Here is a 25,830-nt window from a genome sequence, read left to right as displayed (position 1 = left end):
TCAGCGCATGGACGCCTCCTCGCCCAGCGCCGCGCGAACAGCGGCGGTGATCCGGTCGACGTCGCCGCGTTCTGCGGGCGGCAGGGGCGCGCCCACCGACTCCCTGAGCGCGGCGGCCTCACCCAGCAGGGCCGCCGCCTCCTCGTAGTCGCCCTCGGCCGCCGCGACCCCGGCCAGCCCCTCCCGGGCCAGGGCGATGGCGCGCGGATCGCCGGTCTCGCGGGCCGCGGCAAGCCCCTCCAGGTGCAGCGACCTGGCCGTGGCTGAGTCGCCGCGCTGCTCGGCGATGAAGCCGAGCTCGGCCAGCAGCAGCGTCACCCCATAGAAGGGCACGCCGTAGTCGGCTTCCAGCCGACGATTCCATGCCAGCGACTGCTGGAAGAGCTGAGCCGCCGTGTCAAGGTCGCCAGCGCGGCGGGCCACGAGACCGAGGCCGACCCGTGCGAACTCCTCGGCGAAGCTGTTGGACTGCTCGGCCGCCAGGCGCATACCCCGCTCGTGGAGCTCCCGGGAACCGTCCAGATCCCCGGTCAGCAGGGCGAGCCGGCCGAGGCTGGACAGCCGGTAGGACGCATCAGTCCACAGTCTCAGGTCCTCGGCGATGCGCAGTCCCTCGCGGTGCAGGCGAGCGGCCCGCTCGTAGTCACCGGTGATCTCGGCGAGGTAGCCGAGCATGTCGGATGCCTGCAGCCGTCCCCAGCCGTCGCCCAGGTCACCGAAAATCGTCAGGCTCTCGGTGCCGGACCGCTCGGCGAGGACGTGGTCACCCTGGAACATCGCCAGCTTGGCGCGGCCCGCCAACGCCGCCGCCTCGCCCCAGCGGTCGCCGACGGCGCGGAACCCCGCCAGCGCCTCCGTCAGCAGGCCCTCCGCCGTGGCGGCGTCCCCGAAGCTCAGATGCGCGAGTGCCAGGAACCAGCGTGACCGTGCCTCGCGGGCGTCCAGCGCCCGCGCCACGGTGCGACTGCGCTCCAGCAGGTCGCTGCCGTCGCCGGTCAGCACCGCGAACCCGGCCTCCCACACCGCCGTCCTCGAGCACTTCACGCCGGGCAGCGCCATGGCCGCGGCGAAGGAAGCGCGGCCCTCCCGGTGTCTGCCGCGCAAGTACCAGTACCACGCGAGGGCGTCGACCAGGCGCAGTGCCAGCGCGTGGTCGGTGGTGTGCTCAAGCGTGGCCCGCAGGTTGGCCGCCTCGGTGTCCAGGCGGTCCAGCCACTGGCGCTGAGCAGGACCGTACAGGTGGGGGCTGGCCTGTTCGGCCAGCTCGGTGTAGTAGAGGTCGCGGCGCTGGAAGACGGGGTCGCCGTCGGCGAGCCGTTCGAGACAGTAGGCGGCGATCGACTCCAGCAGCCGGTAGCGGATCCCGCCGGAGGACTCGACCATCGACCTGGTCACCAGCTGGTCCAGCAGGTCGGCGACGTCCACTCCAGGGCCCAGTCCAGGGCCCGCGCACACCGCCTCGGCCGCTTCCAGCGTGCAGCCTCCCGGATGGACGGCCAGCCGGAGCAGGATCAGCCGCTGTTGCTCGGTGAGCTGCTCCCAGCTCCAGTCGATCACCGCGCGCAGGGTCTGCTGGCGAGGAGGCCGTCCCCGGCCCGAGACGGCGAGAAGGTGGAAGCGGTCGTCCAGCCGATCGGCCACGCCGCGGACGCCCAGGGCACGTACCCGAGCGGCGGCCAACTCCAACGCCAGCGGCAGGCCGTCCAGCCTCCTGCAGATCGCCGCCACCGAAGGCGCGCTCGCTTCGTCCAGTACGAACCCGGGCGCGGCAGCCGCGGCACGGGCCACGAACAGCTGCACGGAGCCGGCCTGCCCGAGGTCTGTGCCGGGGACCGGAAGCTCGAGCGGCGGTACCACGTACAGAGTCTCCCCGGGGATTGCCAGCGACTCCTGGCTGGTCGTCAGCACCCGCAGGTCCGGGGCGGCCCGCAGCAGCAGGTCCACCATCTCGGCGACCGGTTTGACCACGTGCTCGCAGTTGTCCAGCACGAGCAGCAGCCGCCGGCCACGCAGGGCGTCGGCGAGCCGGTGCGTCAGGTCGGCCGGTCGCACGCCGGGACGCGAACCCGTCGCCATCTCGTCGCGGACGTCCAGCTCGGCAGCCACCACCTCGGCCACGGTCGCCGTCTCACCCGAGGTCCCCGCCAGCTCGACCAGCCACACCCCGTCGGGAAAGGCGTCGGAGGCGAGGTCGGCGACCGCCAGAGCCAGCCTGGTCTTGCCGACACCGCCGGGACCGGTCAGCGTGACCAGACGCGCCGAGCCGAGAAGGGAGCCGACCTCGGCCACGGCCTGCTCGCGGCCGATCAGCTCGGTGAGAGGGGCGGGAAGGTTCGTTCGGGCGGCGGGGAGGTTCGTGCGCGAGCGCGCGGGCGCGAGCGAGGGATCCTGGCGCAGCATCGCCTGGTGGAGGGCGGCCAGATCGGGGCCGGGGTCGAGGCCAAGTTCGTCGGCCAGCCGGTGCCGCAGCTCCTCGTACCCGGCCAACGCCTCTCCCTGCCGTCCCGACCGGTAAAGCGCGCGCAGGTGGGCGGCGCGCAGGCGTTCGCGCAGCGGGTGCGCGGCCACTAGCTCGCCCAGCTCGTCGGCCACCAGGCTGTGCTCGCCCAGCTCCAGCCGTACCTCCGCCCGTTCCTCCAGCGCGGTCAGGCGCTGCTCCTCCAGACGGGTGGCGGCGGTGCGGACGAACTCCTCGTCGCGGAAGTCGGCATAGGCGGGACCGCGCCACAGGGCAAGCGCGTCCGACAGCAGGCCGGCCTTCGCCTGAAGATCATTGGCGGTGCGGGCCCGGCCGAGCAGCGCGACGAAACGGGCGGCGTCCACGTCGGTGGCGCGCAGGACGTAGCCCAGCGCCTGGAAGGCCACAAGCTCGCGGCCTCCCGGCTCCGCCTGCTCCAGGGCGCGGCGCAGCTGGGACACCTTGGTCTGCAGCGTGTTGACCGGGTTGCCCGGTGGGTTGTCTCCCCACAGGTCATCGGCCAGGCGATCGGCGGACACCGGACGCCTCTCGTGGGCCAGCAGGTCGGCGAGCAGTGCCCGGACCTTCACCTCGGGGACCCGTACGGGTCGCCCGTCGTCGGCCCACACGGAAAGAGTGCCGAGCACACCGAATCGCATCAATTCACGGTACCCGCAGCGAACCCCCAGCCGATCGTGCGCGGCCCTGTCCAGAGTGGAGCCCGAAGCAGAGAGCACCACCCGAGTGAGGAGCACCACCCATGACCGTGAACCATGAGATCCACCTGGCCTCCCGCCCCTTCGGTGAGCCGCGCCCGGAGGACTTCGAACTGGTCAGCACCACACTGCCCGAGCTGGCCGAGGGCCAGGTTCTGGTCCACAACACCTGGATGTCGGTGGATCCCTACATGCGCGAGCGGATGCATGATGCCGAGTCCTACCTACCGCCGTTCCAGCTCGGTGCCCCCATGGACGGCTCGGCGATCGGCGAGGTCGTGGCCTCGCGCTCGGCGGACATTCCGGTGGGCGCGACCGTCGTGCACTTCCTGGGCTGGCGCGAGTATGCCGCGGTGGACGCCGCGGCCGCGACCGTCGCCGACCTCACCCTGGCCCCCGCCGAAGCGTGGCTCGGCGCGCTGGGCACCACCGGGCTGACCGCCTACGCAGCCCTGACCCAGGTGGCCCCCGTGCGGGAGGGCGACGTGGTCCTGGTCTCTGCAGCGGCCGGGGCGGTGGGCAGCATCGCTGGCCAGCTCGCCCGCAAGCTCGGCGCCTCCCGCGTGATCGGCTCTGCGGGCGGGACGCTAAAAGCCAAGAAGCTCGTGCAGGACCTCGGCTACGACGCCGCGATCGACTACCGTGCCGGTTCGGTCGCCGAGCAACTGGCCAAGACCGCCCCCGACGGCATCGACGTTTACGTCGACCACGTCGGCGGTGACCACCTGGTAGCCGCCATCGACGCACTGCGTCACGGCGGCAGGATCGCGATGGTGGGTGCGATCAGCACCTACAACGCCACCGAGCCGATCCCCGGCCCGAGCAACCTGTTCGCCCTGGCCGCCAAGGACGCCACCCTGCGCGGCATGCTGATCAACTCCTACTTCCACCTATTCCCCGAATGGATCGGAAAGGCAGCCGGCTGGCTGGCCGACGGCTCCCTGCACACCGAGCTAACCGTGGCCGAGGGCATCGAGCAGGCGCCCTCCGCCTTCCTGGACATGATGCGCGGCGGCAACGTCGGCAAGATGCTGGTGAGGCTCTGACACACCTCGGGCCTGGCCTGCGCTTTCACAACCCACCACCGATGAGGCCAACGAACGGATTGCCAGATGGCTTTGTAGGTGAGAAGTCTCGATGGCTTAGCCACACCTACCCGCGACACCCACCACCAACTACCGCGCCCCAGTCAAATGACGGCAATCTGGCCGCCCCCTATGGACAGGACCCCAGTGACCCTCGCCGCCTATCGCCAGGTCCTCCCGGTCCCGATGGGCGACGGCTCCGGCAAGTACGTGTTGGTGCTGCGCGGTGCCAGGCACGGCAGCGCGGCCGCTGGCCCGCCAGGCCGAGGCCGAACTGGAGCGGCGGCTGGCCGAGCTGCCCGGGACCGAGCTGCAGATCGCGCGACTGGGCCGCACCAACCCGCGCGCTGTGCAGGAGGTGGACGTCCTGTCCCAGCGCAGCGTCACCCTCGCCGATCGTCTTGAAATGACCAAGGACACCTCCCTTACCGTGCGGAGTAAGGAAGGTGTCCCGTTTTCACGTCCCAGCCATGGCAGCAAGGAACGCGGCGAAACCGTTGAACCAGGCTGGTGGCTCACCCAGGCGGACGGCGATCCCAGCTCCTCGAATAAAAGGCGCGGTCGGGGTGCTTTTGAACGCAGGCCGTGCACAGCCCCAGACCGCCGTGCTTGCGCAGCTGGCCGCATTCACGGCAGATCCGCGGCGGCTGCTTGCCTGGGCGCGGCCGGAAGCAGGGCCCGCACCAGCCAGTCGCCTCACGAAGCAGCCCTGGCCGGCCGCATCGCGGGCAGTCCCGCTAGGCGGCCTCTTGGCGAGCTTTGCGACGGCAGTCCCGACACGCCGTCACACCCCGCCCGGCGGACCGGATGACCGCATTGGAGACAGAACCGCGAACACAAGACGCACTTGCCGGTCTCGGCTTGCAGGATCCGCGACTTGCCGCAGCCCGGGCAGGACGCCTTGGCTGCCTCCTCCTGGACTCGCCGCCAGCAACGGCAGCAGTGCTCGCGATTCAGATAGCCGACCGGCGCGCCACAAGTTACGCAGTCCCGTTGCCGCTTGCCCATCCTCGACCGTCATAGGGGCGGAATCGACCGGCCACCGGAGGCTGTCTTCTTCTCCTGGACCGGCCGCGCGGGCTGCTCGACCTGGGTCCTATCGACCTCGAACAGACCGCTACCTGGACTCCATCCCGGCCGCCACCACCCGCGCCAGCTACGACGACACCCTCGCCCGCCTCATCGACGTCGCCGGCGGCGCCAACCCGGTCGCCGACCTGGCACCCGAGGACTTCGCCGCGGTGATGGACCGGTGGGACGGCGCGGCGGCCACCTGGAACCGGCACCTGTCCGCGCTCACCTCCTTCACCACCTGGGCGCAGCGCCAGGAGCCCCTGGCCACCAACCCGGCCCGGCGCCTGACCCGGCGCAAGACCGCCCGCCGCGGCGACCGCTCCATCCCCCGCGCCCGGCTGGACAAGCTGCTGGCCGACGACGCGCACGCGCTGCGCGAGCGGGTGCTGTGGCGAATGCTGTATTCCCTGAACTTCGCTGCTTGATCGTTGCCGGTCTGTCGCGGGGCTGCTGAATCAGGTCGTTGCAGGCGAGGTTTCGACAGAGCGGACCAGGGTGGGGACGCCGAGTTCGACCACCGTGCGGCTTCCGGGGCGTCTGTCGAGTTGAGCGAGCTTCTACTCGGCGCCGTTCAAGCTGATCTTGAGTCCTTCGACTTCGCCGAGCCAGCCCTCGCGTTCGGCCTCGGCGATGCGTGCGGCCAGGTTGTCTCGGATCTCGATGAGTCGGGATCGTTGGGTGGGGTCGGGCCAGAGCATGGGACAGCGGACGCAGGCGTGTTCGTGGATGCAGGGGGTGCCGAAGGCTCGGCCGCAGGCGCCGATGGAGACCTTGCGTCGTTCGAAATTTCTCTGCACCTGTCAAGGCCTGGAGTCGTCCGAGCCCGTAGCCGACGGCGGTACCGCGATGACGAAGAACAGGAAGCAGGGTTTGGTCGAAAGGTCATGGAAGTCGTCGGGGAACAGTTCACGGGCGGCCGGGTCGGGCTGCGGCTCGCTGACGACGGCAACGCGGAAGCCGGCGGTGGTGAAAGCATCGGTCATCGCGTGCAATGGCTTGCGCCAGAACCTCATCGGGACCAACTGCCCGTTGAACATCCAGTCGAAGGCATAGCTGCGGCCCTAGGTGTATTGACCTTCAGCGTTGTTGACGCGGCTGATGGGTGGCTGGCCTCCGAGTGCGGTGTGGCATCGGTGGGAGATCGCGTCCCGGGCGGTGATGTGCCCGCCCTGCCGCGGCCCGGACCTGACGTTCATCCCCGAGCCGTCCGCCTTGGACACGCCCGAACAGGTACAGACCATGGAAGGCCAGGGTTCGGGGATGTGGGGAATGGCGACCACATCGTCTTCAACGTCGGGCGTTACTGCTGGTCTCTGTCGGGCAGGTGCTCCACCTTGCTGACCTCGTCCCTCGGGCGGACTCCGGGTCCGTCGAGGACGGGCGTCGCCCCGACCTGCCCGACGCCCTCGCCGAGGAGGACCACCCCGGACCCGACGGGAACGTTCACGGTCGGCTCTTTGGCGTCGCCACCGATCTCGCAGGCGAACACGACTTTCCAGTGGATGTGGTGAAGGTAGACCACGTCCACCGGCTGGTGGTCGTCGTTCTCCTGGACGGCGACCAGGCGTTGCAGCCCCGACGCGCGCCGGCCGCCTCGACGCGAAGCATGCCTCGCTTGTTCGACGTCTTCTGGGTACGGCCCGTCTGGAGCTGGTAGGAGGTCCACAGCGCCGGACGTGTGTGCCTCGTATGAGGGGTGCCGGACCGTGGTCCGTAGTAGCAGGAGCCTTGTATGAGAGGGAGTCCGAGATCACGTCGTCCGCGGTCACGCCTGTATGAGGTGCGTATGAGGAACCGGTGGTCTTCGGGGCGTCGTATGAAGATTCGTCGGAGGCGGCTTCATCCGGTGCCGGACTCGTATGAGGCAGAGATACGGCGAGCGGGATCTTTCGCTCAGCGGTGTGCCTGACCTGCCACATCAGCAGCTCATACGAGCCGATCAGGGCGCAGCTTGGCCAGGCGGCGATGAGGCGGCCGAGCACCGATGGTTCGGCGACGGCAACGTTGGCGGCCAGGCTGGCTGCGCTGCCCAGCACCAGCAGCGTCCACGGCAGCAGCCCGCTGCGGCGCCCTTGGCGAGAGTCCACCAGCAGGGACATCGAGGCCACCACGATCATCCCGTCCACGCTGACCGGCAGCAGGGCCGCCGTCCAGGACGTCTCTCCGTACCGCAAGACCAGCTGGTACATGTGCTTATAGCTGATCACTGCGGCAATACCGGCCAGCGCGATGACGCTGACTGTGGAGGCCCACCGGATCACCCGCTCTGCGGGGGAAGGCTCGGCGTTCGCCATGGCCGCTCAGCCCTCCGGCCTCTCGACCAGGGCGGTCGCGTCGAGAGGGACATGACCGAGTGGAAGCACGAGATATGGGGATTTGGTTCGAGTCCCCCCTCGGACACTTCGGTCCTGGGGTCAGTGTGGTCGGGAGCCTTCGGCTTCCCTCCCTACTGGCCCTTCGTCATGCCTACCCGGGGGGCGACCCCCGGACCCCCGATGCAGAGGGTTCCGCCCCTCGCACCCCCTGCGTCTACGTAGGAATCCGGGTCAGCCCCAAGACCTCCTACGCCCGCAGCATCCCCGGGGCATCGATCCCATGACGTACAAGGTGTCCCGGCGAGGCGATCCATACCGCCTCGCCGGGACACGGCTTGCCTTCTAGGAGACCTGGAACCTCACGGTCTTCGTGGTGGGGTGCCCGGCCCGGTCGGTGGTGGTGACGACGAGTTCATGCTCGCCGCGTCCCAGCCTCGACAGCGGGATCGGGACACCGGAGGTGATCTTGTCTCCGTCGATCTTCGCCTGGAGCGAATCGATGCCCGAGATGGTGTCGGTCGCCGAGAACACCGGAGTGATCGATTCGGCGATGCCGTACTGCTTGGCCTCCACCCCGCTCAGCGACAGCGCCGGGGCGGTCTTGTCGATCTTCACCTTGGCCCTGCCCACCTCCGAGAGGTTTCCGGCGTTGTCCACGGCCCGGTAGCGGACCTGATTCTCGCCCTCGGTGCTGAGCGTCAGCCCCGCGTTCGGAATCGTGAGCCAGGTCGCGCCGCCGTCGAGCGAGTACTGGCGGCTCGGCGCCGCACCGTTGTCGGTGGCGTCGACCTTGATCGTGACGTTGGTGGTGTACCAGTCGTGCGAGCCGTTGGGCGCCGCCGGGGCGAGGGTCAGCGTGGCGGTCGGCGGAGTCGCGTCGGCCACACCCTCGCCCTGGAAGGTGAACGAGTCGACATCCAGGCCACCGGTCGAGGTGACGTAGAGACGACCGGTGCCGCTGGGCGCGTCGGCGAGATCGGTGGACACCGTGCGCCAGCCCGAGCCCCGCGACACGGTGATGGTGGCGAACGGCTCGGCGGTCGGCGAGTTCCAGCGGAGCGAGAGCGTGCCCACGCCCGCCGCCCTGGTCTCCACCGATGCGATTCCGGTGAAATTGACGGGATCGTAGGCGATCCAGTCACCGGCGTCGAAGGAGGTGAGCTTGAATTCGCCCGACGCGGTGGCGTCGGCGACCTTGCTCACACCGCTGGTCAGATCGCCGTGCTCGGCCTGCGTCAGCTTCGGATTGACGATCAGGGCCGCCTCGCCGAGCGCGCTCGGAACGCCGCTCGCCCCATTGTCCCGGTAGCTCACGACCACCACGCCATAGATGTTCTCCGTCGCGCCGTGCTCCGGCGCGTTCACCGGGGTCGGCCACGCGCCGCTGCACCCCGTTCCCGTGGTCTCCGGGTGGGCGTGCGTGTCGTGGCCGATGCCGAACGTCCACTGCACCCGGCTGCAGACGGGGTTGTCACCGTCCTCGGCGTCGGACACGCTGATCTTGAAGGGCAGCGGCTGGCCCCAGTCGAAGAACCCGCCGTTGGCCGGCCGCTGGATGGTCACCACGGGCGCGGTGTTGCCCACGGTGATCTCGACCGAGGCCAGCCCCGTTCTACCGCCGGAGTCGGTGACGCGAAGCCGCGCGGTGTACTGCCCCAGCGCGGTGTAGGTGTGGGAGGCCTTCACCCCGGTCGCGTCGAACGTGCCGTTACCGTCGAAGTCCCACTCGTAGGTGAGCGGGCCCTCCTCGGTGTCGATGGACGAGGAGGCGTCGAACGCCACCGTGAGCGGCGCCTGGCTGCTCGACGCCCGGTCGGTCTTGATCTTCGCCTGGGGTGCCTTGTTGTCCGGCGAGTAGTCGATCCGGTACAGGCCGGCGTCGGGGTTGGCCCGGAAGAAGCCGTCACCGTAGTCGAGCACGTACAGCGACCCGTCGGGGCCGAACTCGATGTCCATCGGGCTGTCGGTGATCGGTTGCGCGGCGCTCCGCAACGCGCTGTTGGGCAGGAAATGTTCGAGTTTGGTGACCGGCCCGTCGGGGTGCGTCACGGTGAACGCCGCGAGGTAGTCCTGCGAGAACTCGGCGAAGAACGCCTTGCTGTCCCAGTACTCGGGGAATTTGGTGGTCGAGGGGTTGTCCTTGTCGTAGTTGTAAATGGGGCCGCCCATCGGTCCCTGGCCGCCCTGCGGATCGAAGTCGACGAGCCCGGCCCATTCCGCGGGCTGGTGGCCGGCGTTGTCTCCGTAGTAGAGGTCCGCGGGCACCGCCGGGGGAAGCTGCTCGATGCCGGTGTTCCATCGCGAGGTGTTCTTGGGGCCGGCCGCGCAGTCGAACCACTCGCGCGGCTGCGCGGTCCCGAAGTTCCAGTTGTTGTAGTTGAAATTGTTGCCGGTGCAGTACGGCCAGCCGCTGTTCATGGGCTTGCCGATGGGGATGATGTTCCACTCGACGTAGCCGAGCGGTCCCCGGTTGGGGTCGCCGGTCCCCGCGTCGGGCCCGTAGTCGGCCCACGACACCGTGCCGGTCCTGGAGTCCACGTCGATCCGGAACGGGTTGCGCACCCCGGTCACGAAGATCTCCGGCCGGGTCTTCGGCGTGCCCGCCGCGAACAGGTTGTTCTCCGGGACGGTGTACGAGCCGTCGTCCCCCACCTTGATCCGCAGGATCTTTCCACGCAGGTCGTTGCTGTTGCCCGCACCCCGCCTGGCGTCGAAGCCGGGGTTCATGCCGGGTGCGTCGTTGTTGGGCGCGTAGCCGTTGGCCCCCGGCGTGCCGGCGGGCGTGTTGTCACCCGTGGCGAGGTAGAGGTTGCCCTCGGCATCCCAGTCGAAGTCGCCGGCGACATGGCAGCACTGCCCGCGCTGGACCCCGACCTTGATGATGACCTGCTCGGTGGCTGGGTCCAGCCTGTCGCCGGTCCACTTGAAGCGGGAAAGCTGGTTGTAGCCCTTCCAGCGGTCCCAGTAGGACTCGTTCTCGCCCGCCGGCAGCGAGTTGGGCGCCGACCCGGTCGGCGTCGTCTCCGGGTAGGGCGCGGTCATGGTCTTGGGCGCGTAGTAGACGTAGACCCACTTGTTCGTGTCGAACCCGGGGTCGATGGCGATCGTCTGAAGGCCGTCCTCGGAATTGGCGTAGACCGGGATGGTGTTGATGATCTTTGTGACGCCGGTGGCGGGGTCGGTCAGCCGGATGTCGCCGTTGCGGGCGGTGTGCAGGACCCGCCGGTCCGGCAGGACTGCCAGGTCGATCGGCTCGCCCACGTTCTTGGTCAGGGTGATCTTCTCGTAGCTCGACCACTCGGTGGCCGGATCATGCCCGGGATGGGCCTGGGCCGGCACGCCGAGCGCCGCCAGCACGAGCGCCGCGGCGGCCGTGAGGGCGCCGAGCACGGCTGAAGTACGCTTCATGGCGATACTGCTCCTCAGAGAGTGGTGTCGGTGCCCCGGGCCGCCACGTCTGCCGCGGCAACGGCAGGTTCAACGTGGCGGCCTGGTCTCAGTCAGGCGCCGAATCGGAAGCTCGCTTCAGCCCCCGTGTCAGGCGCCGTACGCGAACGCGCATCACGGTTGTGGCAGTCGCCGAGCCGGACCCGTTCGGAGGCCGTATCGGACGGTGCCGGACTCTGTTCGGACCCGCTGCCGGTCGCCGCGGCGGACCTCGTTCGGACCCGTAGTCAGGCGTGTACCGGACGCTGTGTCAGGCGCCGTCTGAGGCGCGCAGTGCGGACATGTTGTCGTAGCTCAGCTCCGCGTACTGCAGGGACCGTCCAGGGTCGGCGGCGCCGCCGGGCGCGTTGTCCTGCTCGTACATGGGGTAGTGGTGGCCGCTCTGCAACTGCCGGAAGAAGGCGGCGTAGTCGATGTCGCCCGTCCCGAACGGCACCATGTCGTAGCCGCTGGCGTTGGACGGGTTCAGCTTGCCGTCCTTGGCGTGGAACAGCGGGAAGCGCCGCTCCTGCGGCTTGACCACCGCGATGGGGTCGAAGACGTCGGTCTGGACGGAGCCGTCGGGCGCGGTGAAGGTCTTGAACCTGTACTGGGCCACGTGCGCCCAGTAGATGTCCATCTCCAGGTAGACGTAGCGGGGGTCGGAGATCGTGAGGAAGTACTCCAGCTTGCGGATGCCTGACGACCGGGTCGGCCTGCCCTGCCCGTCCAGCGGGCCGCTGTCGAGCAGGAAGTTGTAGGCCGCGTCGTGGTTGTGGGTGTAGAGCTTGGTCCCACCGGCCGCCTTGGCGATCTCGCCGAGCGTGTTCCACTTCTCGGCCGCCACGTCCCAGTCGGCCTTGTAGGCACTGGAGGTGGGGTCGTTGCCAGTGCCCATGTGATCCAGGCCAAGGATGTTCGCGATCTCCAGTGTCCGCTTGAACCGGTCGATGTCGCTTTGCGTCAGGGGCCAGGAGGCCGGGATGAAGCCGTGGTTGCCCTCGGCCCGCAGCCCGTTGTCGTTCAGCCACCTGCGCAGCAGCTTGGCGCCTTCGACGGTCTCCATGTTGGCCCCGCCCTGGGCGTTGGCGTGCTGCTGGTATCCCGCGAACTCGACCCGCTCGAATCCGATGTCGCTGAGCGCCTCGAACACTTCGCGGAAGCCGGAAGGGAGGTCGGTGGTCAGCGGGTCGCGGGAAATGGCGTCGCGGACGGTGTAGAGGATGATGCCGCGCTTGCTGTCGCGGATCAGGGGTTGCTCCCCGGCGTCAGCCCGGCGGGGCAGCGCCGGGACGGCCATCGCGGCGGCGATACCGGTGGTGGCCGCGAGGAGCTGGCGGCGGCTCAGACCCAGCTTGCGGCCGAGTGCGTCATCTCCAGCATGGACATCGTCGGACGACTGGGGGCTGGGTGCACGAAAGAAAGCCACGCACGTATCCCTTCATGAGGGACGCGTGCGCCAACCGCGTCGCAACGAACCGTCGCCCGCTCGGTACGGCGTGCCACCGCCTTCCGATGCGGAACGTCCACATTGTTACTGGCGGCCGTAGCGGGGTCAATGGTCCTCAACCGGCCATGGTCTGGTCGATGGTGCCGGGTGCGAGCACATGCTCGACCACCATGACGGCGGCCCCGATGACGCCTGCCCGGTCACCCAGCTCGCTCGCCCGGATGCTCAGATGCTGCGTGGCCAGCGGGAGCGAGCGGCTGTAGATGACCTCCCGGATCCCCGCCAGCACATGCTCGCCCGCCTCCGCGATGTCGCCGCCGATGACGATGACCGAGGGGTTGAAGAAGTTCACGATCGAGGCCATCACGCCGCCGACCTCGCGCCCCGCTTGCCTGATGAGCTGCGCGGCCGTGGCGCTGCCCGCCCGCATCAGTGCCACGACGTCGCGGCTGCCCTGCACGTCGACCCCCTCGGCGCGCAGCGCCGCCGCCATCGCGGCCCCGCCGGCGACCGCCTCCAGACAACCCACATTGCCGCACCGGCACACCACGTCCGACGAGGTCACCCGGATGTGACCGACGTCGCCGGCGGCTCCCTGCGCGCCACGGTGCAGCCTGCGGTCGGAGACGATCCCGCAGCCGATCCCCGTGCCGATCTTGATGAAGATCAGGTGGTCGACCTCAGGCCGCGCGGTCCAGTGCTCGCCGAGCGCCATGATGTTGACGTCGTTGTCGACCAGGACCGGGGCCCCGAGCCGTTCCCCCAGCCATTCGGGCACGGGGAAGGCGTCCCAGCCGGGCATGATCGGCGGGTTCACCGGACGGCCAGAGGCGTGTTCGACCGGTCCCGGCAGGCCGACCCCCACCCCGCACACCTGTGTCAGATCACGGCCGGTCTCGGCCAGCATCTCCTGGAACGCGGTGACCAGCCAGGTCAAGGTGGCCTCGGGGCCTCCGTCTATGGGCAGTTCCGCGGCCCGTTCCGCGAGGACGGTCATGCCCAGGTCGATGACGGCCAACCGAGCGTGGGACGCACCCAGATCGGCGGCGAGCACGACCCGCACGCTCTCGTTGAACGCGAATGCCGCGGCCGGCCGCCCCCCCGAGGAGATCGAGTCCTCGGTCGCCACGACCCAGCGATGGTCCATCAGAGCGTCGAGCCGCTGCGACACCGTGGAGCGGGCCAACCCCGTGAGCTGGGCCAGTTCGGCGCGGGTACGGGCCTGCCCGTCCCGGAGGATCGCCAGCATCGCCCCCGCGCCGATGCCCTGTGCGGTGCCTTCACTCGGCACACGGGCCTCCTATACGTCGATCGTCATCAGACTTCCGTTGACAGGAATCATAAGTCGAGCCTATCGTCCGATCATGTGGGACATGAGGGATCCGCTGCCTGGCATCGCCGAGCAGTGCCCGGTGCCCTCCAGCACCTCTTCCACCCCGACCGGATGCTGCTCACGCAGCCGGACACCTCAGGCCTCACGAGCCACCGAGTCCACGATCAGCGTGGCCGTGATCATCACCCCGCGTTCACCAAGTCGGCGCTGCCCACCGCAGCCCGCTGGCCCCGTCGATCCATGATCGACCCCTTGACCCCGCCGCCAGGCGGGTTTGGTCTGGTTCCCCTCCGTCGTCGCGCCGAGACGCGCGGATCAGGGAGTGCCACCCTGCCCGAACCCGCCTGGCCCGATCTGTGGTTTGACGACTCCGCGGCCTCGCCTTCCCACGGTGTCACCCCACGCTCCAGGCCCGCGACCGATCATGACGGTGCCCCAGCCACCGGATGCCGCCAGGGCATCGCTATGGCCGGGGCACCGTTAAGAGCGACAGGTCAGCAGTCGGAGGGTGTCTAAGCGGAAAGACAAGGAGGGAGGAAGGTTCAACTCCGTCCTCGGACACAAACCCCATGCCGCGTCAGCCCGAAGTTTGACGGATGGCTGTCCGTGCGGAGCCGACTCGAAAGCCTTGCCTCTTGGACGGCCTCAAGAGGCAATTGCATCGAGCCGTCCCGCCAGACCGGCCTGCTTGACCAGCCGCCCCCAACGCTCGCTACGGTCGAACTCGCTGCCGATCATCTTCCCTGGCGGCAGGCCTCCCTCCGGCGTGCGGTTCGCCATCGCCCACCGCCACGCACGCCGTTGCAGATCGGCATCCCTCCCACCATACGGGCGCGAGGCGCCCTGCGGTGACTGGGCGCCGTCAGCCGCTCCGACGGGCTGGGGTTCCTCCGAGGGACGTATGAGTTCCAGAGCATGATCCCTATGCGCTTCCCGTGAAGGCTCACCTGGGGCTCTGAGCTTCCGCCGGCCTGGTCTCTGACGGGATCATCCACGCCGATCACGGCACCCAGTTCACCTCGTGGGCCTTCACCGAACGCGCACGGCGGGCCGGACTGCCGCCCTCCCTGGGCAACGTCGGCGATCCCTACGACAACGCCGTGGCCGAGTCGTTCTGGGCACGCATGCAGACCGAGCTCCTGGACCGGCAGCGTTGGCGAACCCGCGTCGAGCTCGCCAACGCGATCTTCGAATACATCGAAGGGTTCTACAACCGCCGACGACGCCACTCAGCCCTGGACTACATGACCCCACTAGAGTTCGAAACCACCACCCACCCGCCGAACCCGATCTCCTCACCCACGAGTCCGTGAAACCGGGGCAACATCAGCGTCCAGTCGGCCAGTCGGCCGTCGCGATACCCAAACCGTTCGACGATGCCGAACGAGGTGGTGCGGCCCCGGCTGTTCACCGTCCCGTACCACTCCTGGTAGGTGGCCGTGGAGGTGCGCACCCGCTGACCAGGATCGAGCCGGTTCCAGGCCACGGCCCGGCCCGGCATCGCCCGGATTGGCATCGAGTCAGTCACCGGCTCGGGAACTCTCGGGTGATCGAACGCACCCATCCAGCCAGCTGACCGGGTCCCGCCGCCTCGCACCCGGACGAACGCTCGCCCCCCAACTACCTGGCCTCTCTTGGCCTCGCCGCCGCATTCACGTGCTGCAAACACCACTCAAAGTCACCACGTGGTGCGCGGTTTAGCGCTGCTCACCTACTAAGGCCCGTACCCGACTTGTGGCAGATTCCGGTTGCGTGCTCAGTCCGTCGCCCAGTACGGCGTGCGCATCGTCCTGGAAGTGGACGACAACATCACTACGCCGACGGGGACATGGCTCTACTCGAACATGGCCGCCGACGACCGGGCGCTTCGGCTTACGGCGCGGACCGCTGGTGAGCTGGACCAGCGGCGCCCTCGGCCTGACCTGGCCATGGTCGCCCGGCCCATCGGCGCTGCCTGAACTTCTGACCACCCGCGCGCTCGCACCCGTACAGTCGGATCTCCTCAACGTCCCTCATTAACAGGAGAGCGCACACGTCTTCAGTCTGTCGGTACTGTCGCGCATTGCTGGCGGTACTGGCGTGGGGAGAGGCCGTAGGTGCTGCGGAACGCCTGGCTGAAGTGGGCGGGGCTGGTGAACCCCCAGCGGGCCGCGATCGCGTTGATCGGGCGGGCGGCCAGCAGGGGGTCGGTCAGGTCGCGTCGGCACTGCTCCAGGCGGCGCTGGCGGATCCAGCCAGCGGTGGTGTGCCCTTCGGCCTGGAACAGCTTGTCCAGGTAGCTGCGGGAGATGTGGAGCGCCGCGGCGATCGCCTCCGAGGTCAGATTCGGGTCACCCAGGTTTGCCCGGATGAAGGCGTGGATCTGGGCCAGCAGCGCTCGCCGCCTGGTGTGGGACGGCACCGCGCCCTGGACCTCCAGTGCGTTGGCGAGCGCCGTGGTCAGCAGGTCGATGGTCAGGGTGGACAGCCGGGCGGTGTCGGCCGGGCTGAGCTCGTGCATGTGCCGGGCGAGCTGCAGCATGAATTTCGATGACAGCGCACCGATGCCATGAGCGCCCGGGATGCGAACCGCGCTCAGACGCCGTAACTCCCGGGCAGGCAACGGCAGTAACGACCGTGGAAACCGCAGGAGCAGCAGCCGGCCCGCCGCAACATCAGGCGCGAACCCACCCTGGTAGGGACGCGAGGTGTCAAACAGAACCAGATCCCCAACTTCGAGATCCGCGCGCCGGTCGGCCTGCGCCACCATGCCGTGACCGCGCACGATGCAGCCCAGCTTGAACACCTCAGGATCGGTCTGGCGAATCAGCTTAGGCGTGCGGTGCACCAAGTGCGGCATCGTGGTCATCAACGTCGCCTGCACGGGGCCGAACTCACTGACACCGACCTCAGCCTGAAATCCGTGCTGCAACCGCGGTTCGCAGCGCAACTCGTAGGGCACCCACAGCTTGGAGTTCACCTCGCGCCAGAAGGCGAACCGTTCTCCCGCCGGGACCTCGGCGGTGCTGACCACGTCCATGACCAAACCCCTCGGTGTTGTCGCTGCGGGGTCGGATCAGCATCGCCCGAACAAGGTCGCGAACACAACGCCGGCGTCGTATCCCGGGGCAGGATCAACGTCGTTGGATTCATCAGTGCTGCTCAGCCGACCCTGGCAGCGGGCAACAGTGCGAACAGACTAAAGACATGTGCGCTGACACGTAACGACAGACACGACCACGGCCCGCATCCTTTGGTGCAGGGAACGAACACGTGCTCTGGACGGGTACATGCGCACCGCACTGCTGAAAGGGCTCTCGCCGTCACCGGTGGGCTGACCGTGCTCGCGTTCGGCCTGACCAACCGAAGCGTGTGCCGCCTGTAGGCACGTGTCTTACGCACACGCCGAGTTGCCAAGAAGCCGCTCTGACACCGATCTGAAGCACGACCAGCGCATTCTCGGACCGGGGCGGGCTACCGCTCAATGAGAAGGGAAGACCATGGCATCCAAACTCTGGCTCAAGTCCAGCACGACGCTCCTCGCTGCCGTAGCCGTCGCAGGCCTCGCGGGCTTTGCCCCCGCAGCACAAGCCGAGGCCGCATCCCTGGCCGTGCCTCCGGGGTGCACACTCCGCAGCCTTGACGGCAACCGGTCGTCCGAGGCCAAGTGCCAGCCCGGCAGCCACATCCACGTCGTCCTCTGCAAATGGGGAGAGGATATGAACCTCTACAGCAAAGCATTCACGACCTACAGCATGATCGTCTGCCCGAACGGATACCGCGTCTCCCAGCACTTCATCAACAACGCGTGACGAGCCGGGCGTCAGCATGACCGCCCTCGCTGATCCCTGGTGACACCAGCGCCAGATGGCGGGTGCGGGAGCCCCCGCGCATCCGGTCGATCGCGTCGGCGTACGGGCTCCCGCCACCCCCGTCAGAGGAGCCGTGGCCGCGGCCTGGAGGCAAGGACGGGCGCGGCACCCTTCAGCGGCTTCTTATAACCCTGTGTCACAGAGGGCCCGTCAGCAGCCCTGGGCGACGTGGCGGAGGTGCCGGGGGCGGGTGGTCCAGGCGGCCAGGTAGCAATAACCCGCCGACGCACAGGTGTCGCCACCGCGGTAAGGGTGTCGGATTGGTGGAGGGTGAACCTCTCGCGGCTGCGGTGTTCATCCGCCCGGACCGCAGCAGCTCGGCGAGAGTCTGAATGAGAGTGTCCAGAGGGAACTGCTCGTTCAGCCGGTTCAGGATGATCCGATCACCCTGTCGGTCGTTCCGGCCGCCGACCAGGTCGACGTGGCCGTTGGCCGTCTGCTGCGCGAGGGTGCGGTCGCCTCGGTGTCGGTCAAGGTTCCCGGCACCATCAAGCCCCCTGAAGGGGTGCAGTTCCGGCCGCACCTGCTCGGTGCCACCAGCTTCGATGGGTCGCCGGCCACCGCCTTCAAGCGGGCGGTCACCAACGTGGTGTGCGACAACACCATGGCCGCCGGGCTCGCCGAGGCCGGCCAGCAGATCAAGTCAAGCACTCGCGGAACTCTAAGCTGCACATCGGTGAAGCCCGCCAGGCGCTCAACACCATCTACGAGGTGGCCGACGACTTCGCCGCCGAGGTCGCCGTGCTGTGCCACACGCCGGTCAACGACAGTGGGTGGACGGCTTCCTGGACGCGCACGCGCCGCTCCCCGAAGAAGAGGGCCGCAAGCGCACGACATCCGGGTCTCACTCTGGCGCAACGTGCGAGTTGTCCTGGCATCGGCTTGTCCTGGCATCCGGCGCAAGCAAGTCGCTAGGGCGGTTTGGGTTGAGTCGCTGGCCTCGTGCGCTGGCGGGCTTGGCGTCCGCGCATGGACGAGGTGTGGACCAGGCGCGTTCGGTCGCAGTCCGGCTCGTTGGGTCTACCGTGCAGAGCGAGATACCGGGAGGCGAACCGCTCAGCGGGTGACCTGAAGCCACCACCGTTCCCGCTGGAGGGGGATTGCGGCGGCTGCTCGGCGAACAGCAGTGGATCCCGGCAGGGCGGGCACTGTGCGTTCTGCCTGGTGAGCAGACTCAGTGTGTAGTCATCCAGTGCGGGTTTCACCCGTCGTCGCCGTCTGGCCCAGCAGTCGGCCAGGTCCGGGGCATCGGGGCTGGCCGTCGTCCGGCTTCCTCGACTGTGCGGCGACGCCCTCCGTTCGCGAAGCGCTGCGAAACTCCTCGCGCAGCATGCAACGGGAACGTCGGCGATTCCGTATGAGAGGTGTCCACGCGGCGAGTGTCGACGACGAGAGGCGGGATGCCTGTGAGATGGTCTGCGGATCGAGATCGCGAGTTCACTGAGTTCGTGAGGGCTCGGCGCCCAGCGCTGGTGCGTGTGGCGGCGTTGTTGGCGTCGGGGGACAGGGCCCGGGCCGAGGACGTGGTGCAGACGGCGCTGACCCGTCTGTATCTGGCGTGGCCGCGGGTGCGGCCGGACACCGTGGACGCCTACGCGCGGCGCTGCGTCGTGAACGCGGCGACGGACGAGCGCCGCAGTTTGTTCCGCCGCCGCGAGCACGTACGGGCGAAGCTGCCCGATCTCGCCGCTGTCGAAGCCCAGTACGACGACAAGACGACGATCACGGCGTTGCTGTCCACCCTGCCCGCCGGCATGCGTGCCGCGGTCGTTCTGCGGTACGTCGAGGGGCTCAGCGTCGCCGAGACCGCCGACGCCATGGGCTGCAGCGAGGGCAATGTCCGAAGCCAGAGCGCACGCGGCCTGGAGCGGCTGCGTGCCGTCTTCCCCGAACACGCGCGCAACGCCGGCTGATCGACCCCGACCTCTACACGAAGGAGCAGTGAAAATGCCAGACCTGATCGACGTCCTGAGGACACTGCCGCACGACGTCACACCCGGACCGGCCGGAGCGGACGTCGTCGCCGCTGACGTCGCTCGCGGGCATCGCGCCCTCAGCCGTCGGCGCCGGCGCCGGATCGCGTGTTCGAGTGCGGTCCTGGCCGTCGCGGCCTCCGTGGCGGTGGGTACCGGTCAGCTCACCCGGCCCGGTGACTCCTCCGCCCCGGCCGCGAGGGGCTCCAGCGCGGCGCCGCAGGCGTCACGGGTCCAGCTCGTCGCCTACACCGGCGCCCAGCCGGTCGGCTTCAAAGTCCGTACCGTCCCAGAGGGCTGGCACGTGGTCTCCTCGGACAGGAGCGCGTTCGTCGTCGCGCCGCCCGGCACGGACACCTCCCCGTCGAAGCAGAATCCGGACGGTGGAAAAGCCGTCAGCCTCGAAGGCCGCATCGCGGTCATGCTCCAGGGCATGTCGCGCCTCCCCAGCCACTCACCGGTGACGAAGGTCGACGTCAACGGCGAGCAGGGCCGGCTCGGGTTCGCCGACGGAGGGAACGCCAAGACCCGGTCCAAGTGGCTGATCTTCCCGGATGGCGCGGGGCACAAGGTGCTCGTCCAGGTGCCGGCGTCGCTCGGTCTGACCGACGACCAGATCGTGCGTTTCGCGCGTGGCATCACCGTCACCAGCGACGCGCAGACCACGGGCGGCTGACATCGCCCCCTTCCGGGAGGGCCTCACGTCCGATGCCATCGCCCGGTATGGGGTAACGCTATGACGAGAACGCGGGAGCAACCTATTCCTTCGGTCGTGGAAAGCGCCTCCGCCGCTGCCGCGGTGCGACGCGATGAGTACCTTGATGGACGACCTCCACTTCTTCCATGTGGTCGCCTCCAGCGAGACGCTCACGGCAGCCGCCCGCGAGCTGGAATGGTCGCTGCCGGTCGTCAGCAAACGCCTCCGGGCTCTGGAGCGCCGGCCTTGATCGCCAGTTCGGACTCATGGGCCTCCCGAAGTTGATCGGCGCTGCATTCCGTGACGCGTGACCATGAACTTCGTCGGGGTCCGTGAGACCGTCACATGCTGATCGATACGTGGATCTCGTCCGGCTGCGCGCCCGCGTGTTCGTGGAAGCGCCTCACCGCGTCGGCGGACGGCGCATCGGTCAGGCAGTAGACGACGCCCTCCTTCGGGTCCGCCCAGGTGTGCTCGAAGTGGACTCCCAGTTCGCCCTCGAAAGGCGCGGCGGCTCGCTTGCCCTGCCGCAGCTGATCGGCGGTGACGCCCTTCATTCCGTGGTGAACGTCCATGAACTTCGACATGGTGTCCCTCCCCCGTGAGGTCGACTCCCGGTCAACGTACATCTCACCTGCCTCTGGAGTAGCCCAACAAAACGCCATGACATGGACAAACACCAGCAATACGCGTCGCTGCCCGCTGCTCGGACCGTGTTCTGGGTACACCTGGATCAGGCCCTGTTCGTGGCGGCCCGGCCGACACTGGCCGACTTGCTCGGAACGGGTTTACCGTGAGACAAGAAGGGACTCGCCCTCCTGTACGGGAGGCTCCCCCGCGTGGGAGGCGAGCCAGGGACCAGGGAAGACACCCTCGTCTCAGGCACGGAAGGTGGTGTGCATCAATGACGCACCCAGCAGACATCGAGCGGCATCCCGACATCGCCGAGATGCGCACGCGGTACGAGATCGCCGCGGCGAGCCCGGTCGCCCAGCTGATGGACGGCCTGACACTGCTCAGCGGGATCTACCTCGCGCTTTCGCCATGGATCGTGGGGTTCAACGGCCTGGCCGGCATCACGCTCAACAACCTGGTCACCGGCCTGTGCGTGGCGGGGCTCGGTCTGGGCTTCAGCTTCGCCTTCGGCCGCACGTACGGCATCGCATGGTGCGCGCCCGTCCTCGGTGTGTGGACGATCGTCGCGCCTTGGGTGATCAGCGGCGACATGTCCACCACGCGGACGATCTGGAGCAATGTCATCGTCGGCGCGCTGATCTGCGTTCTGGGTCTGGCGACCATGAGCCTGGCGGGCTCTCGTGCCGGCTGGCGCATGGCGCCACGCATGGGGCAGCGTTCGGAATCCAGGAGGTAGCCGCCCAGGGTCACCCGCCCCTCACCGTGGACCGCGGTGGCGGGCACCAAGGCCCCGTTCCCGTGCCCGGGAACGGGGCCTTTCCCTGGTGGGGTAGTAAGGCCGCGACCAACTGAGCTGGGCTGTCGTCCAACTCCGTTGGCAAGCTTGCTGGTTGCCCCGCGGCTCTGACGTCATGGCCGTAGCAGCCCACCGCCTGGCGCTTCTGAACGTTCCGGGCGGGTGGCCGTGGCCAGCTTCTGTTTATCCCCGGCGCAAGTGCGGCTGCCACTATCTGCCCGGGAGCTACCAGGGGCGCCCTGCCACTTCTGCTAGTGGGCGCCGAATGACGCGGAAGGACTCTGGGTTGAAGGAGTCTGCGGCTGCTCAGCCGGTCTCTGCGAGCAGGTGGACGACGCCGGCGGGGTTCTTGATCCAGTGGGTTCTGAACTCGAGGTTCTTCAGCGGTTCGACCTCGTCGCACGGGTGGATACCGGTGCCGGCCAGTTTGGCCGTTGCCGCTTCCAGGTCATCGGTGTGGAGCTGCAGCCACAGGTCGGGCTGGCTGTAGTTGTCAACGCAGTCGAGCCACAGCGTGTTGGGACCGAACCGCACGGTGTGAGTCCTCGAGACGGTCGGGGCGTAGGAGACTTCCTCTTCCTTGATCTCGAAGCCCAGGGTGTCGCGGTAGAAGGCCACGGTGGCCTCGTACTGCGCCTTGGGGATCTTCATGGCGATGTTCAGGCCTGCGGTGAACTCTGGCTTGTTCATCTCTCCTCATTCCATGTCGGCGTCCAGTGCGCGTTCCAGCGAGGTCAGCCGGGCATCCCATCTGTTGGCTAGCGCGGCCAGCCACACCTGAGCCGCCTGAATGGGGGCCGGCTCCAACTGGTAGGGAAGGCGGCGGCCCACCGGTTCGCCGGTGCTGACCAGGCCCGCCTCGGCGAGCTGGCCGAGGTGCTTGGCCACCGCTTGGCGGCTGATCGGCAGCCGCCGCGCCAGGTCGGTGACGGTCGCGGGCCCGGCTCTGGCCAGCTCGTCCAGCAGTGCCCGTCGCGTCGGATCGGTGAGTGCCGCGAATACTGCGATGGCTTGCTCTTCTGGGTCAGGCGACAACATCGAGGTAAGCCGCCAGGTCGCCGAGTTCTGCGTCCCATCCCTGGCTGTTGGCCTTGTGGGCGGACCGGGCAATGTCGTCGGCGGCCTGGGCGAACCCGCTCTCCACCAGACGCAGCCGGGTCCCCTCTGGAACGGGCTCCAGGGTGAACTCCACAAGGGTCTGGAGTGCGTCAGTCTTCGGCAGGCCCTCGATTCCCCACCTGAACGCGAATCGATGCGGCGGGTCGACGACCGTGATCGTGCCTACGGATTCATCGTCGAGGTCCTCCCAGCGGAAGTACGCCCGCCCGCCGGGCCGTAGATCTATCTCAGCCTCCGAGCCGAACCATTGCGAGAGCCCTTCGGCGGTGGTCAGCGCGGTCCACACCCGCTCAATGGGGTGCCGCAGCACCCTCTCACGTTCGATCCTGTCCGAAACCACCCTCGCACCCCTTCGCAACCTCTGAGTTGCCATCTAATGGCAACCTAATGGTTGCGATGCAGTTCCGCAAGCCGTCTCTCTCGTCGCGTTTGTGGTCATGCTTGCTGGGGGGTGGGGATTTTGATGATTTTGTTGGTCAGCCAGCGCAGCATCCAGTAGGTGAGGAGGGCCAGGCCCAGGAGGGGGAGCATCAGGAGGATCAGCTGGAGGGTGCCTGCGACCAACTCCAGCGGACCGGCTCCGGCTTGGGCGGACAGGACCAGGCCCTCTAGGCGTTGCCAGTTGGCCAGAACCAGGTCGGGGACCTTGACCACGATCAAGCCCAGTTGGAACGCCAGTGCCGGGATGACGGTCAGCACCCACAACGTGACGATCACCTGCGGCCACCGCTTGAGCGCCTTCAGCCGTTCGTCGGCGGGGCGGCGCAGGAGGGTGCGGTGCAGGATCGGACGGATGTACTTGAACAGGTCGGGGATGCCGACCAGGTCAGAAACGATGTAGTAACCATCGAATCGGAGTGTGGGCAGTAGTTGCTGGATGATTTCCAGGTTGACGGCCACTATGGCCACCAGCAGCGGGTCGTATCCAGTCAGTGCGTACACGCCGGTGAGGGCGATGAGGAAGATGCCGTTGAAGTAGACGCCGCCCAGGTCGGTGCGGAGGCGTCCGCCGCGCCCTAGGCGGTACGAGTCGGTGATGTCGGTGTAGAAGGCCGGCCAGACCACGTAAATGCCGCAGCCCATCACGCCCGGGCGGACGCCGCTGTAGCGGCAGGCGCTGGCGTGGCCGATCTCGTGGAAGAGGCACGAAAGCACGGCGAGGGCCAGGACGAACAGAATGCTTGTCGGCGTACGAATGGCATTGTTCAGGGCCTCCCCTATCGGCTGGGTGGCGGCAAGCCAGACCTCGGCAGCCGCGACCATGCTGATCGACGGGAGCAGTACGGCGGGCTTGAACGACCAGGCGAAGAGGCCACTCAGGAACCAGGTGACGTTCTCGGGAAAGACCGCCGTGCGGAATCGCAGAGCCAGGAAGGTATCGGCCCTGGCCAGGGACGGGGAACTGCCGTCGGTGTAAGTCGTGACGCCTAGCGGGGCCAGCTTGCGATCTACGAGGTAGACCACTTGCTCGGTTGAGACCCGGGCGTTCGCCTCAGCGGTCACGGCATCGGCGACTTTGGCCAGCGCGGCGTGGGGGTCTGCTGACAGGTGGCGGTGGTCGTACAGGGCCTTGGCGACGGAGAACAGCAGGGGCGGCAGCTGGACGAGCTGGCGGTTGGGCAGTCGGACGAGCTGCGGCGGCTGGCGGTATCCGGAGCCTTTGAACTCGCCTACCAGCTCGGCCCCTTCAGTCAAGGTGGGGAGGGTGAGCGGCTCGGGATCGTTCACGGCTCTCCTCAGTACGTGTGGACCACGGCGGGGATGCAGGTCGTGGTGTCTCTGGCCTCCTGGGCAAGGAGGCCGGTCCCTAGCAGGCCCGGGGTCCCGTAGTAGTGCGTCGTCTGGCAGGCGTAGAACACTTCGGTTCGTTGACCCCGCACGGGCGAGGGGATGAGGACTGACATCAGCACTCTTTCGGGCAGCACCTCGCCTGAAAGCGCCTCCAGCGTCTCGTCGTCCATGTCTCGAACGGCCATCTCGTTCCTCCGATTCATGTAAACGGGGCGAAGGGCTGGCGTATATGCCAGCCCTTCTCCATGCCGCTGCGAGCCTGGGCTCGCCGCTAGGCGATCAGTGGCCCGAGACGGCGGTGCCCGGTGCGCAGGTGAACGCCGCGGTTTGGGAATTGGTGTTCAGGCCGACGAGCTGCAGGAGCCCGCTGTGGGGGTAGGTGAGGTTGCTCTGGCAGGCGTTGGACACCACGGTGGAGCCGGTCGCGCCGCCGCCGTGGTGGCCGGCGTTGTTGTTGTTGTAGGAGTCGCCGTCCGCCGCGAGGAGCAGCGTGGACAGGACGGCGCGTTCCGGCAGGACCTCGCCGGCCAGCAGGTCGAGCTCTGCGTAGCTGAAGGACTTCATGATTCCCTTTCCCCATCGCCAAGCCCGGGCCCCCTACGGGTCACCCGACTGCCTCCGGATCGGAGTCAGTGACTCTACGTATAGCAGTAACTACCAAGAGCGACAAGAGATTGGGTAAAGCCAAGCCCTCTGGCCCCACGTCTCACACCAGCCAAACCAGGTCCATGACCAGCGGCTATCCGGCCGGGGGTTTCTCGCTGGGTACAGTCGTGTGCCGGTCGGCTTTCACCGATCGCCGAGCGTCAGCCGGCCGATGATCCGCCGTCGATCCTCATGTAGGTCACCTCGGGGCTCTCCCACGGATGGCCTTCGATCAGGTGCGCTTCCAACTCCTCATAGCGCGCTGTCGTGGTCCTGAGAACGAGGTGCCACTCCTCGCTCTCCCCCAGGTCGCCCTTGTGCCAGAACACCGAGACCGCAGGGCCGAGGACCTGCCCCGACGCCGCCAGCTTCGCGCGGACCGCCGACCGCAGGAGTTCGATCGCGGCTTCGCGGCTGTGCAGCGTCGTGGACACCAGGAGATGATCACTCACCCGGTAAGCGTAG

The 25,830-nt window shown here is 68.2% G+C and carries 25 protein-coding genes and 2 pseudogenes; 10 read left to right on the top strand and 17 right to left on the bottom strand.

Features of this window, described 5'->3' with window-relative positions; all coding sequences use genetic code 11:
- On the bottom strand, positions 1 to 3,117 hold the full coding sequence (locus ACH34W_RS37630) for a BTAD domain-containing putative transcriptional regulator (protein WP_395965950.1): 3,117 nt from the start codon (positions 3,115 to 3,117) through the stop codon (positions 1 to 3).
- Positions 3,118 to 3,218: 101 nt separating this feature from the next.
- Between ACH34W_RS37630 and ACH34W_RS37625 the strand changes: the two genes are divergently transcribed.
- On the top strand, positions 3,219 to 4,220 hold the full coding sequence (locus ACH34W_RS37625) for an NADP-dependent oxidoreductase (protein ID WP_395965949.1): 1,002 nt from the start codon (positions 3,219 to 3,221) through the stop codon (positions 4,218 to 4,220).
- 1,283 nt (positions 4,221 to 5,503) lie between these two features.
- Entirely contained in the window at positions 5,504 to 5,758 is a 255-nt protein-coding gene (locus ACH34W_RS37620) for a hypothetical protein (protein ID WP_395965948.1), read from the top strand.
- A gap of 132 nt (positions 5,759 to 5,890) precedes the next feature.
- Here ACH34W_RS37620 and ACH34W_RS37615 read toward each other — a convergent pair whose 3' ends face one another.
- The 7 genes and pseudogenes from ACH34W_RS37615 to ACH34W_RS37585 all read right to left on the bottom strand — a co-directional run bounded on the left by ACH34W_RS37615 (position 5,891) and on the right by ACH34W_RS37585 (position 13,815).
- Positions 5,891 to 6,130: a hypothetical protein gene (locus tag ACH34W_RS37615; protein WP_395965947.1), complete on the bottom strand. Its 240-nt coding sequence runs from the start codon at positions 6,128 to 6,130 to the stop codon at positions 5,891 to 5,893.
- 3 nt (positions 6,131 to 6,133) lie between these two features.
- The gene (locus tag ACH34W_RS37610) at positions 6,134 to 6,316 is read right to left on the bottom strand and encodes a hypothetical protein (protein WP_395965946.1); all 183 of its coding nucleotides are present in this window, start codon (positions 6,314 to 6,316) and stop codon (positions 6,134 to 6,136) included.
- A gap of 317 nt (positions 6,317 to 6,633) precedes the next feature.
- Complete coding sequence (locus tag ACH34W_RS37605; RefSeq protein ID WP_395966112.1) at positions 6,634 to 6,999, bottom strand: hypothetical protein; 366 nt, start codon at positions 6,997 to 6,999, stop codon at positions 6,634 to 6,636.
- A 280-nt stretch (positions 7,000 to 7,279) separates the two neighbouring features.
- Positions 7,280 to 7,522, bottom strand: a pseudogene (locus ACH34W_RS37600) (DUF2637 domain-containing protein); the annotation flags it as partial.
- Between the two features lie 468 nt (positions 7,523 to 7,990).
- Positions 7,991 to 11,056 carry a PQQ-dependent sugar dehydrogenase gene (locus tag ACH34W_RS37595; RefSeq protein ID WP_395965945.1) on the bottom strand — a complete coding sequence of 1,022 codons (3,066 nt, stop codon included), beginning with the start codon at positions 11,054 to 11,056 and terminating at the stop codon, positions 7,991 to 7,993.
- 289 nt (positions 11,057 to 11,345) lie between these two features.
- On the bottom strand, positions 11,346 to 12,503 hold the full coding sequence (locus ACH34W_RS37590; RefSeq protein WP_395965944.1) for a sugar phosphate isomerase/epimerase family protein: 1,158 nt from the start codon (positions 12,501 to 12,503) through the stop codon (positions 11,346 to 11,348).
- A 136-nt stretch (positions 12,504 to 12,639) separates the two neighbouring features.
- Positions 12,640 to 13,815: an ROK family protein gene (locus ACH34W_RS37585; RefSeq protein WP_395965943.1), complete on the bottom strand. Its 1,176-nt coding sequence runs from the start codon at positions 13,813 to 13,815 to the stop codon at positions 12,640 to 12,642.
- A 1,025-nt stretch (positions 13,816 to 14,840) separates the two neighbouring features.
- Here ACH34W_RS37585 and ACH34W_RS37580 point away from each other — a divergent pair.
- Positions 14,841 to 15,170: pseudogene (locus ACH34W_RS37580) on the top strand (transposase); the annotation flags it as partial.
- Between the two features lie 435 nt (positions 15,171 to 15,605).
- Positions 15,606 to 15,815 (top strand): hypothetical protein, encoded by a 210-nt coding sequence (locus ACH34W_RS37575; RefSeq protein ID WP_395965942.1) that lies wholly within the window; start codon positions 15,606 to 15,608, stop codon positions 15,813 to 15,815.
- An 80-nt stretch (positions 15,816 to 15,895) separates the two neighbouring features.
- On the opposite strand, the gene ACH34W_RS37570 is transcribed toward ACH34W_RS37575, so the two are convergent.
- Positions 15,896 to 16,876 (bottom strand): helix-turn-helix domain-containing protein, encoded by a 981-nt coding sequence (locus ACH34W_RS37570; RefSeq protein WP_395965941.1) that lies wholly within the window; start codon positions 16,874 to 16,876, stop codon positions 15,896 to 15,898.
- A 460-nt stretch (positions 16,877 to 17,336) separates the two neighbouring features.
- Between ACH34W_RS37570 and ACH34W_RS37565 the strand changes: the two genes are divergently transcribed.
- The 5 genes from ACH34W_RS37565 (at position 17,337) to ACH34W_RS37545 (ending at position 20,628) form a co-directional block, all read left to right on the top strand.
- On the top strand, positions 17,337 to 17,648 hold the full coding sequence (locus ACH34W_RS37565) for a hypothetical protein (protein WP_395965940.1): 312 nt from the start codon (positions 17,337 to 17,339) through the stop codon (positions 17,646 to 17,648).
- 481 nt (positions 17,649 to 18,129) lie between these two features.
- The gene (locus tag ACH34W_RS37560; protein ID WP_395965939.1) at positions 18,130 to 18,780 is read left to right on the top strand and encodes a DUF932 domain-containing protein; all 651 of its coding nucleotides are present in this window, start codon (positions 18,130 to 18,132) and stop codon (positions 18,778 to 18,780) included.
- A 328-nt stretch (positions 18,781 to 19,108) separates the two neighbouring features.
- Positions 19,109 to 19,621, top strand: a complete 513-nt coding sequence (locus tag ACH34W_RS37555; protein WP_395965938.1) for a SigE family RNA polymerase sigma factor — start codon at positions 19,109 to 19,111, stop codon at positions 19,619 to 19,621.
- A gap of 34 nt (positions 19,622 to 19,655) precedes the next feature.
- Positions 19,656 to 20,357, top strand: a complete 702-nt coding sequence (locus ACH34W_RS37550; protein ID WP_395965937.1) for a hypothetical protein — start codon at positions 19,656 to 19,658, stop codon at positions 20,355 to 20,357.
- 133 nt (positions 20,358 to 20,490) lie between these two features.
- Complete coding sequence (locus tag ACH34W_RS37545; protein ID WP_395965936.1) at positions 20,491 to 20,628, top strand: LysR family transcriptional regulator; 138 nt, start codon at positions 20,491 to 20,493, stop codon at positions 20,626 to 20,628.
- Positions 20,629 to 20,719: 91 nt separating this feature from the next.
- Here ACH34W_RS37545 and ACH34W_RS37540 read toward each other — a convergent pair whose 3' ends face one another.
- Positions 20,720 to 20,965, bottom strand: a complete 246-nt coding sequence (locus tag ACH34W_RS37540) for a nickel-binding protein (protein ID WP_395965935.1) — start codon at positions 20,963 to 20,965, stop codon at positions 20,720 to 20,722.
- A 317-nt stretch (positions 20,966 to 21,282) separates the two neighbouring features.
- On the opposite strand from ACH34W_RS37540, the gene ACH34W_RS37535 reads away from it, so the two are divergent.
- Positions 21,283 to 21,750 carry an SPW repeat protein gene (locus ACH34W_RS37535; protein ID WP_395965934.1) on the top strand — a complete coding sequence of 156 codons (468 nt, stop codon included), beginning with the start codon at positions 21,283 to 21,285 and terminating at the stop codon, positions 21,748 to 21,750.
- 366 nt (positions 21,751 to 22,116) lie between these two features.
- Here the strand turns inward: ACH34W_RS37535 and ACH34W_RS37530 are convergent, their stop codons facing one another.
- The 7 genes from ACH34W_RS37530 to cutA all read right to left on the bottom strand — a co-directional run bounded on the left by ACH34W_RS37530 (position 22,117) and on the right by cutA (position 25,817).
- The gene (locus ACH34W_RS37530; RefSeq protein WP_395965933.1) at positions 22,117 to 22,500 is read right to left on the bottom strand and encodes a VOC family protein; all 384 of its coding nucleotides are present in this window, start codon (positions 22,498 to 22,500) and stop codon (positions 22,117 to 22,119) included.
- Between the two features lie 6 nt (positions 22,501 to 22,506).
- Positions 22,507 to 22,848: an ArsR/SmtB family transcription factor gene (locus tag ACH34W_RS37525; RefSeq protein WP_395965932.1), complete on the bottom strand. Its 342-nt coding sequence runs from the start codon at positions 22,846 to 22,848 to the stop codon at positions 22,507 to 22,509.
- On the bottom strand, positions 22,835 to 23,269 hold the full coding sequence (locus tag ACH34W_RS37520) for an SRPBCC domain-containing protein (RefSeq protein WP_395965931.1): 435 nt from the start codon (positions 23,267 to 23,269) through the stop codon (positions 22,835 to 22,837). Before ACH34W_RS37520 ends, ACH34W_RS37525 begins: the two co-directional genes overlap by 14 nt.
- A gap of 95 nt (positions 23,270 to 23,364) precedes the next feature.
- The gene (locus ACH34W_RS37515; protein WP_395965930.1) at positions 23,365 to 24,657 is read right to left on the bottom strand and encodes a hypothetical protein; all 1,293 of its coding nucleotides are present in this window, start codon (positions 24,655 to 24,657) and stop codon (positions 23,365 to 23,367) included.
- A gap of 8 nt (positions 24,658 to 24,665) precedes the next feature.
- Positions 24,666 to 24,905, bottom strand: coding sequence for a hypothetical protein (locus ACH34W_RS37510; protein ID WP_395965929.1), 240 nt, complete (start codon positions 24,903 to 24,905; stop codon positions 24,666 to 24,668).
- Positions 24,906 to 24,999: 94 nt separating this feature from the next.
- Positions 25,000 to 25,284 carry a hypothetical protein gene (locus ACH34W_RS37505; RefSeq protein WP_395965928.1) on the bottom strand — a complete coding sequence of 95 codons (285 nt, stop codon included), beginning with the start codon at positions 25,282 to 25,284 and terminating at the stop codon, positions 25,000 to 25,002.
- Between the two features lie 242 nt (positions 25,285 to 25,526).
- Positions 25,527 to 25,817: a divalent-cation tolerance protein CutA gene (gene cutA, locus ACH34W_RS37500; protein WP_395965927.1), complete on the bottom strand. Its 291-nt coding sequence runs from the start codon at positions 25,815 to 25,817 to the stop codon at positions 25,527 to 25,529.
- Between the last annotated feature and the right edge of the window lie 13 nt (positions 25,818 to 25,830).

It is taken from the genome of Actinomadura sp. 6N118, from assembly GCF_044326415.1.
Lineage (GTDB): Bacteria > Actinomycetota > Actinomycetes > Streptosporangiales > Streptosporangiaceae > Spirillospora.
Note: the sequence above shows the minus strand (reverse complement) of the source record. Positions and strands in the feature narration are given on the sequence as shown.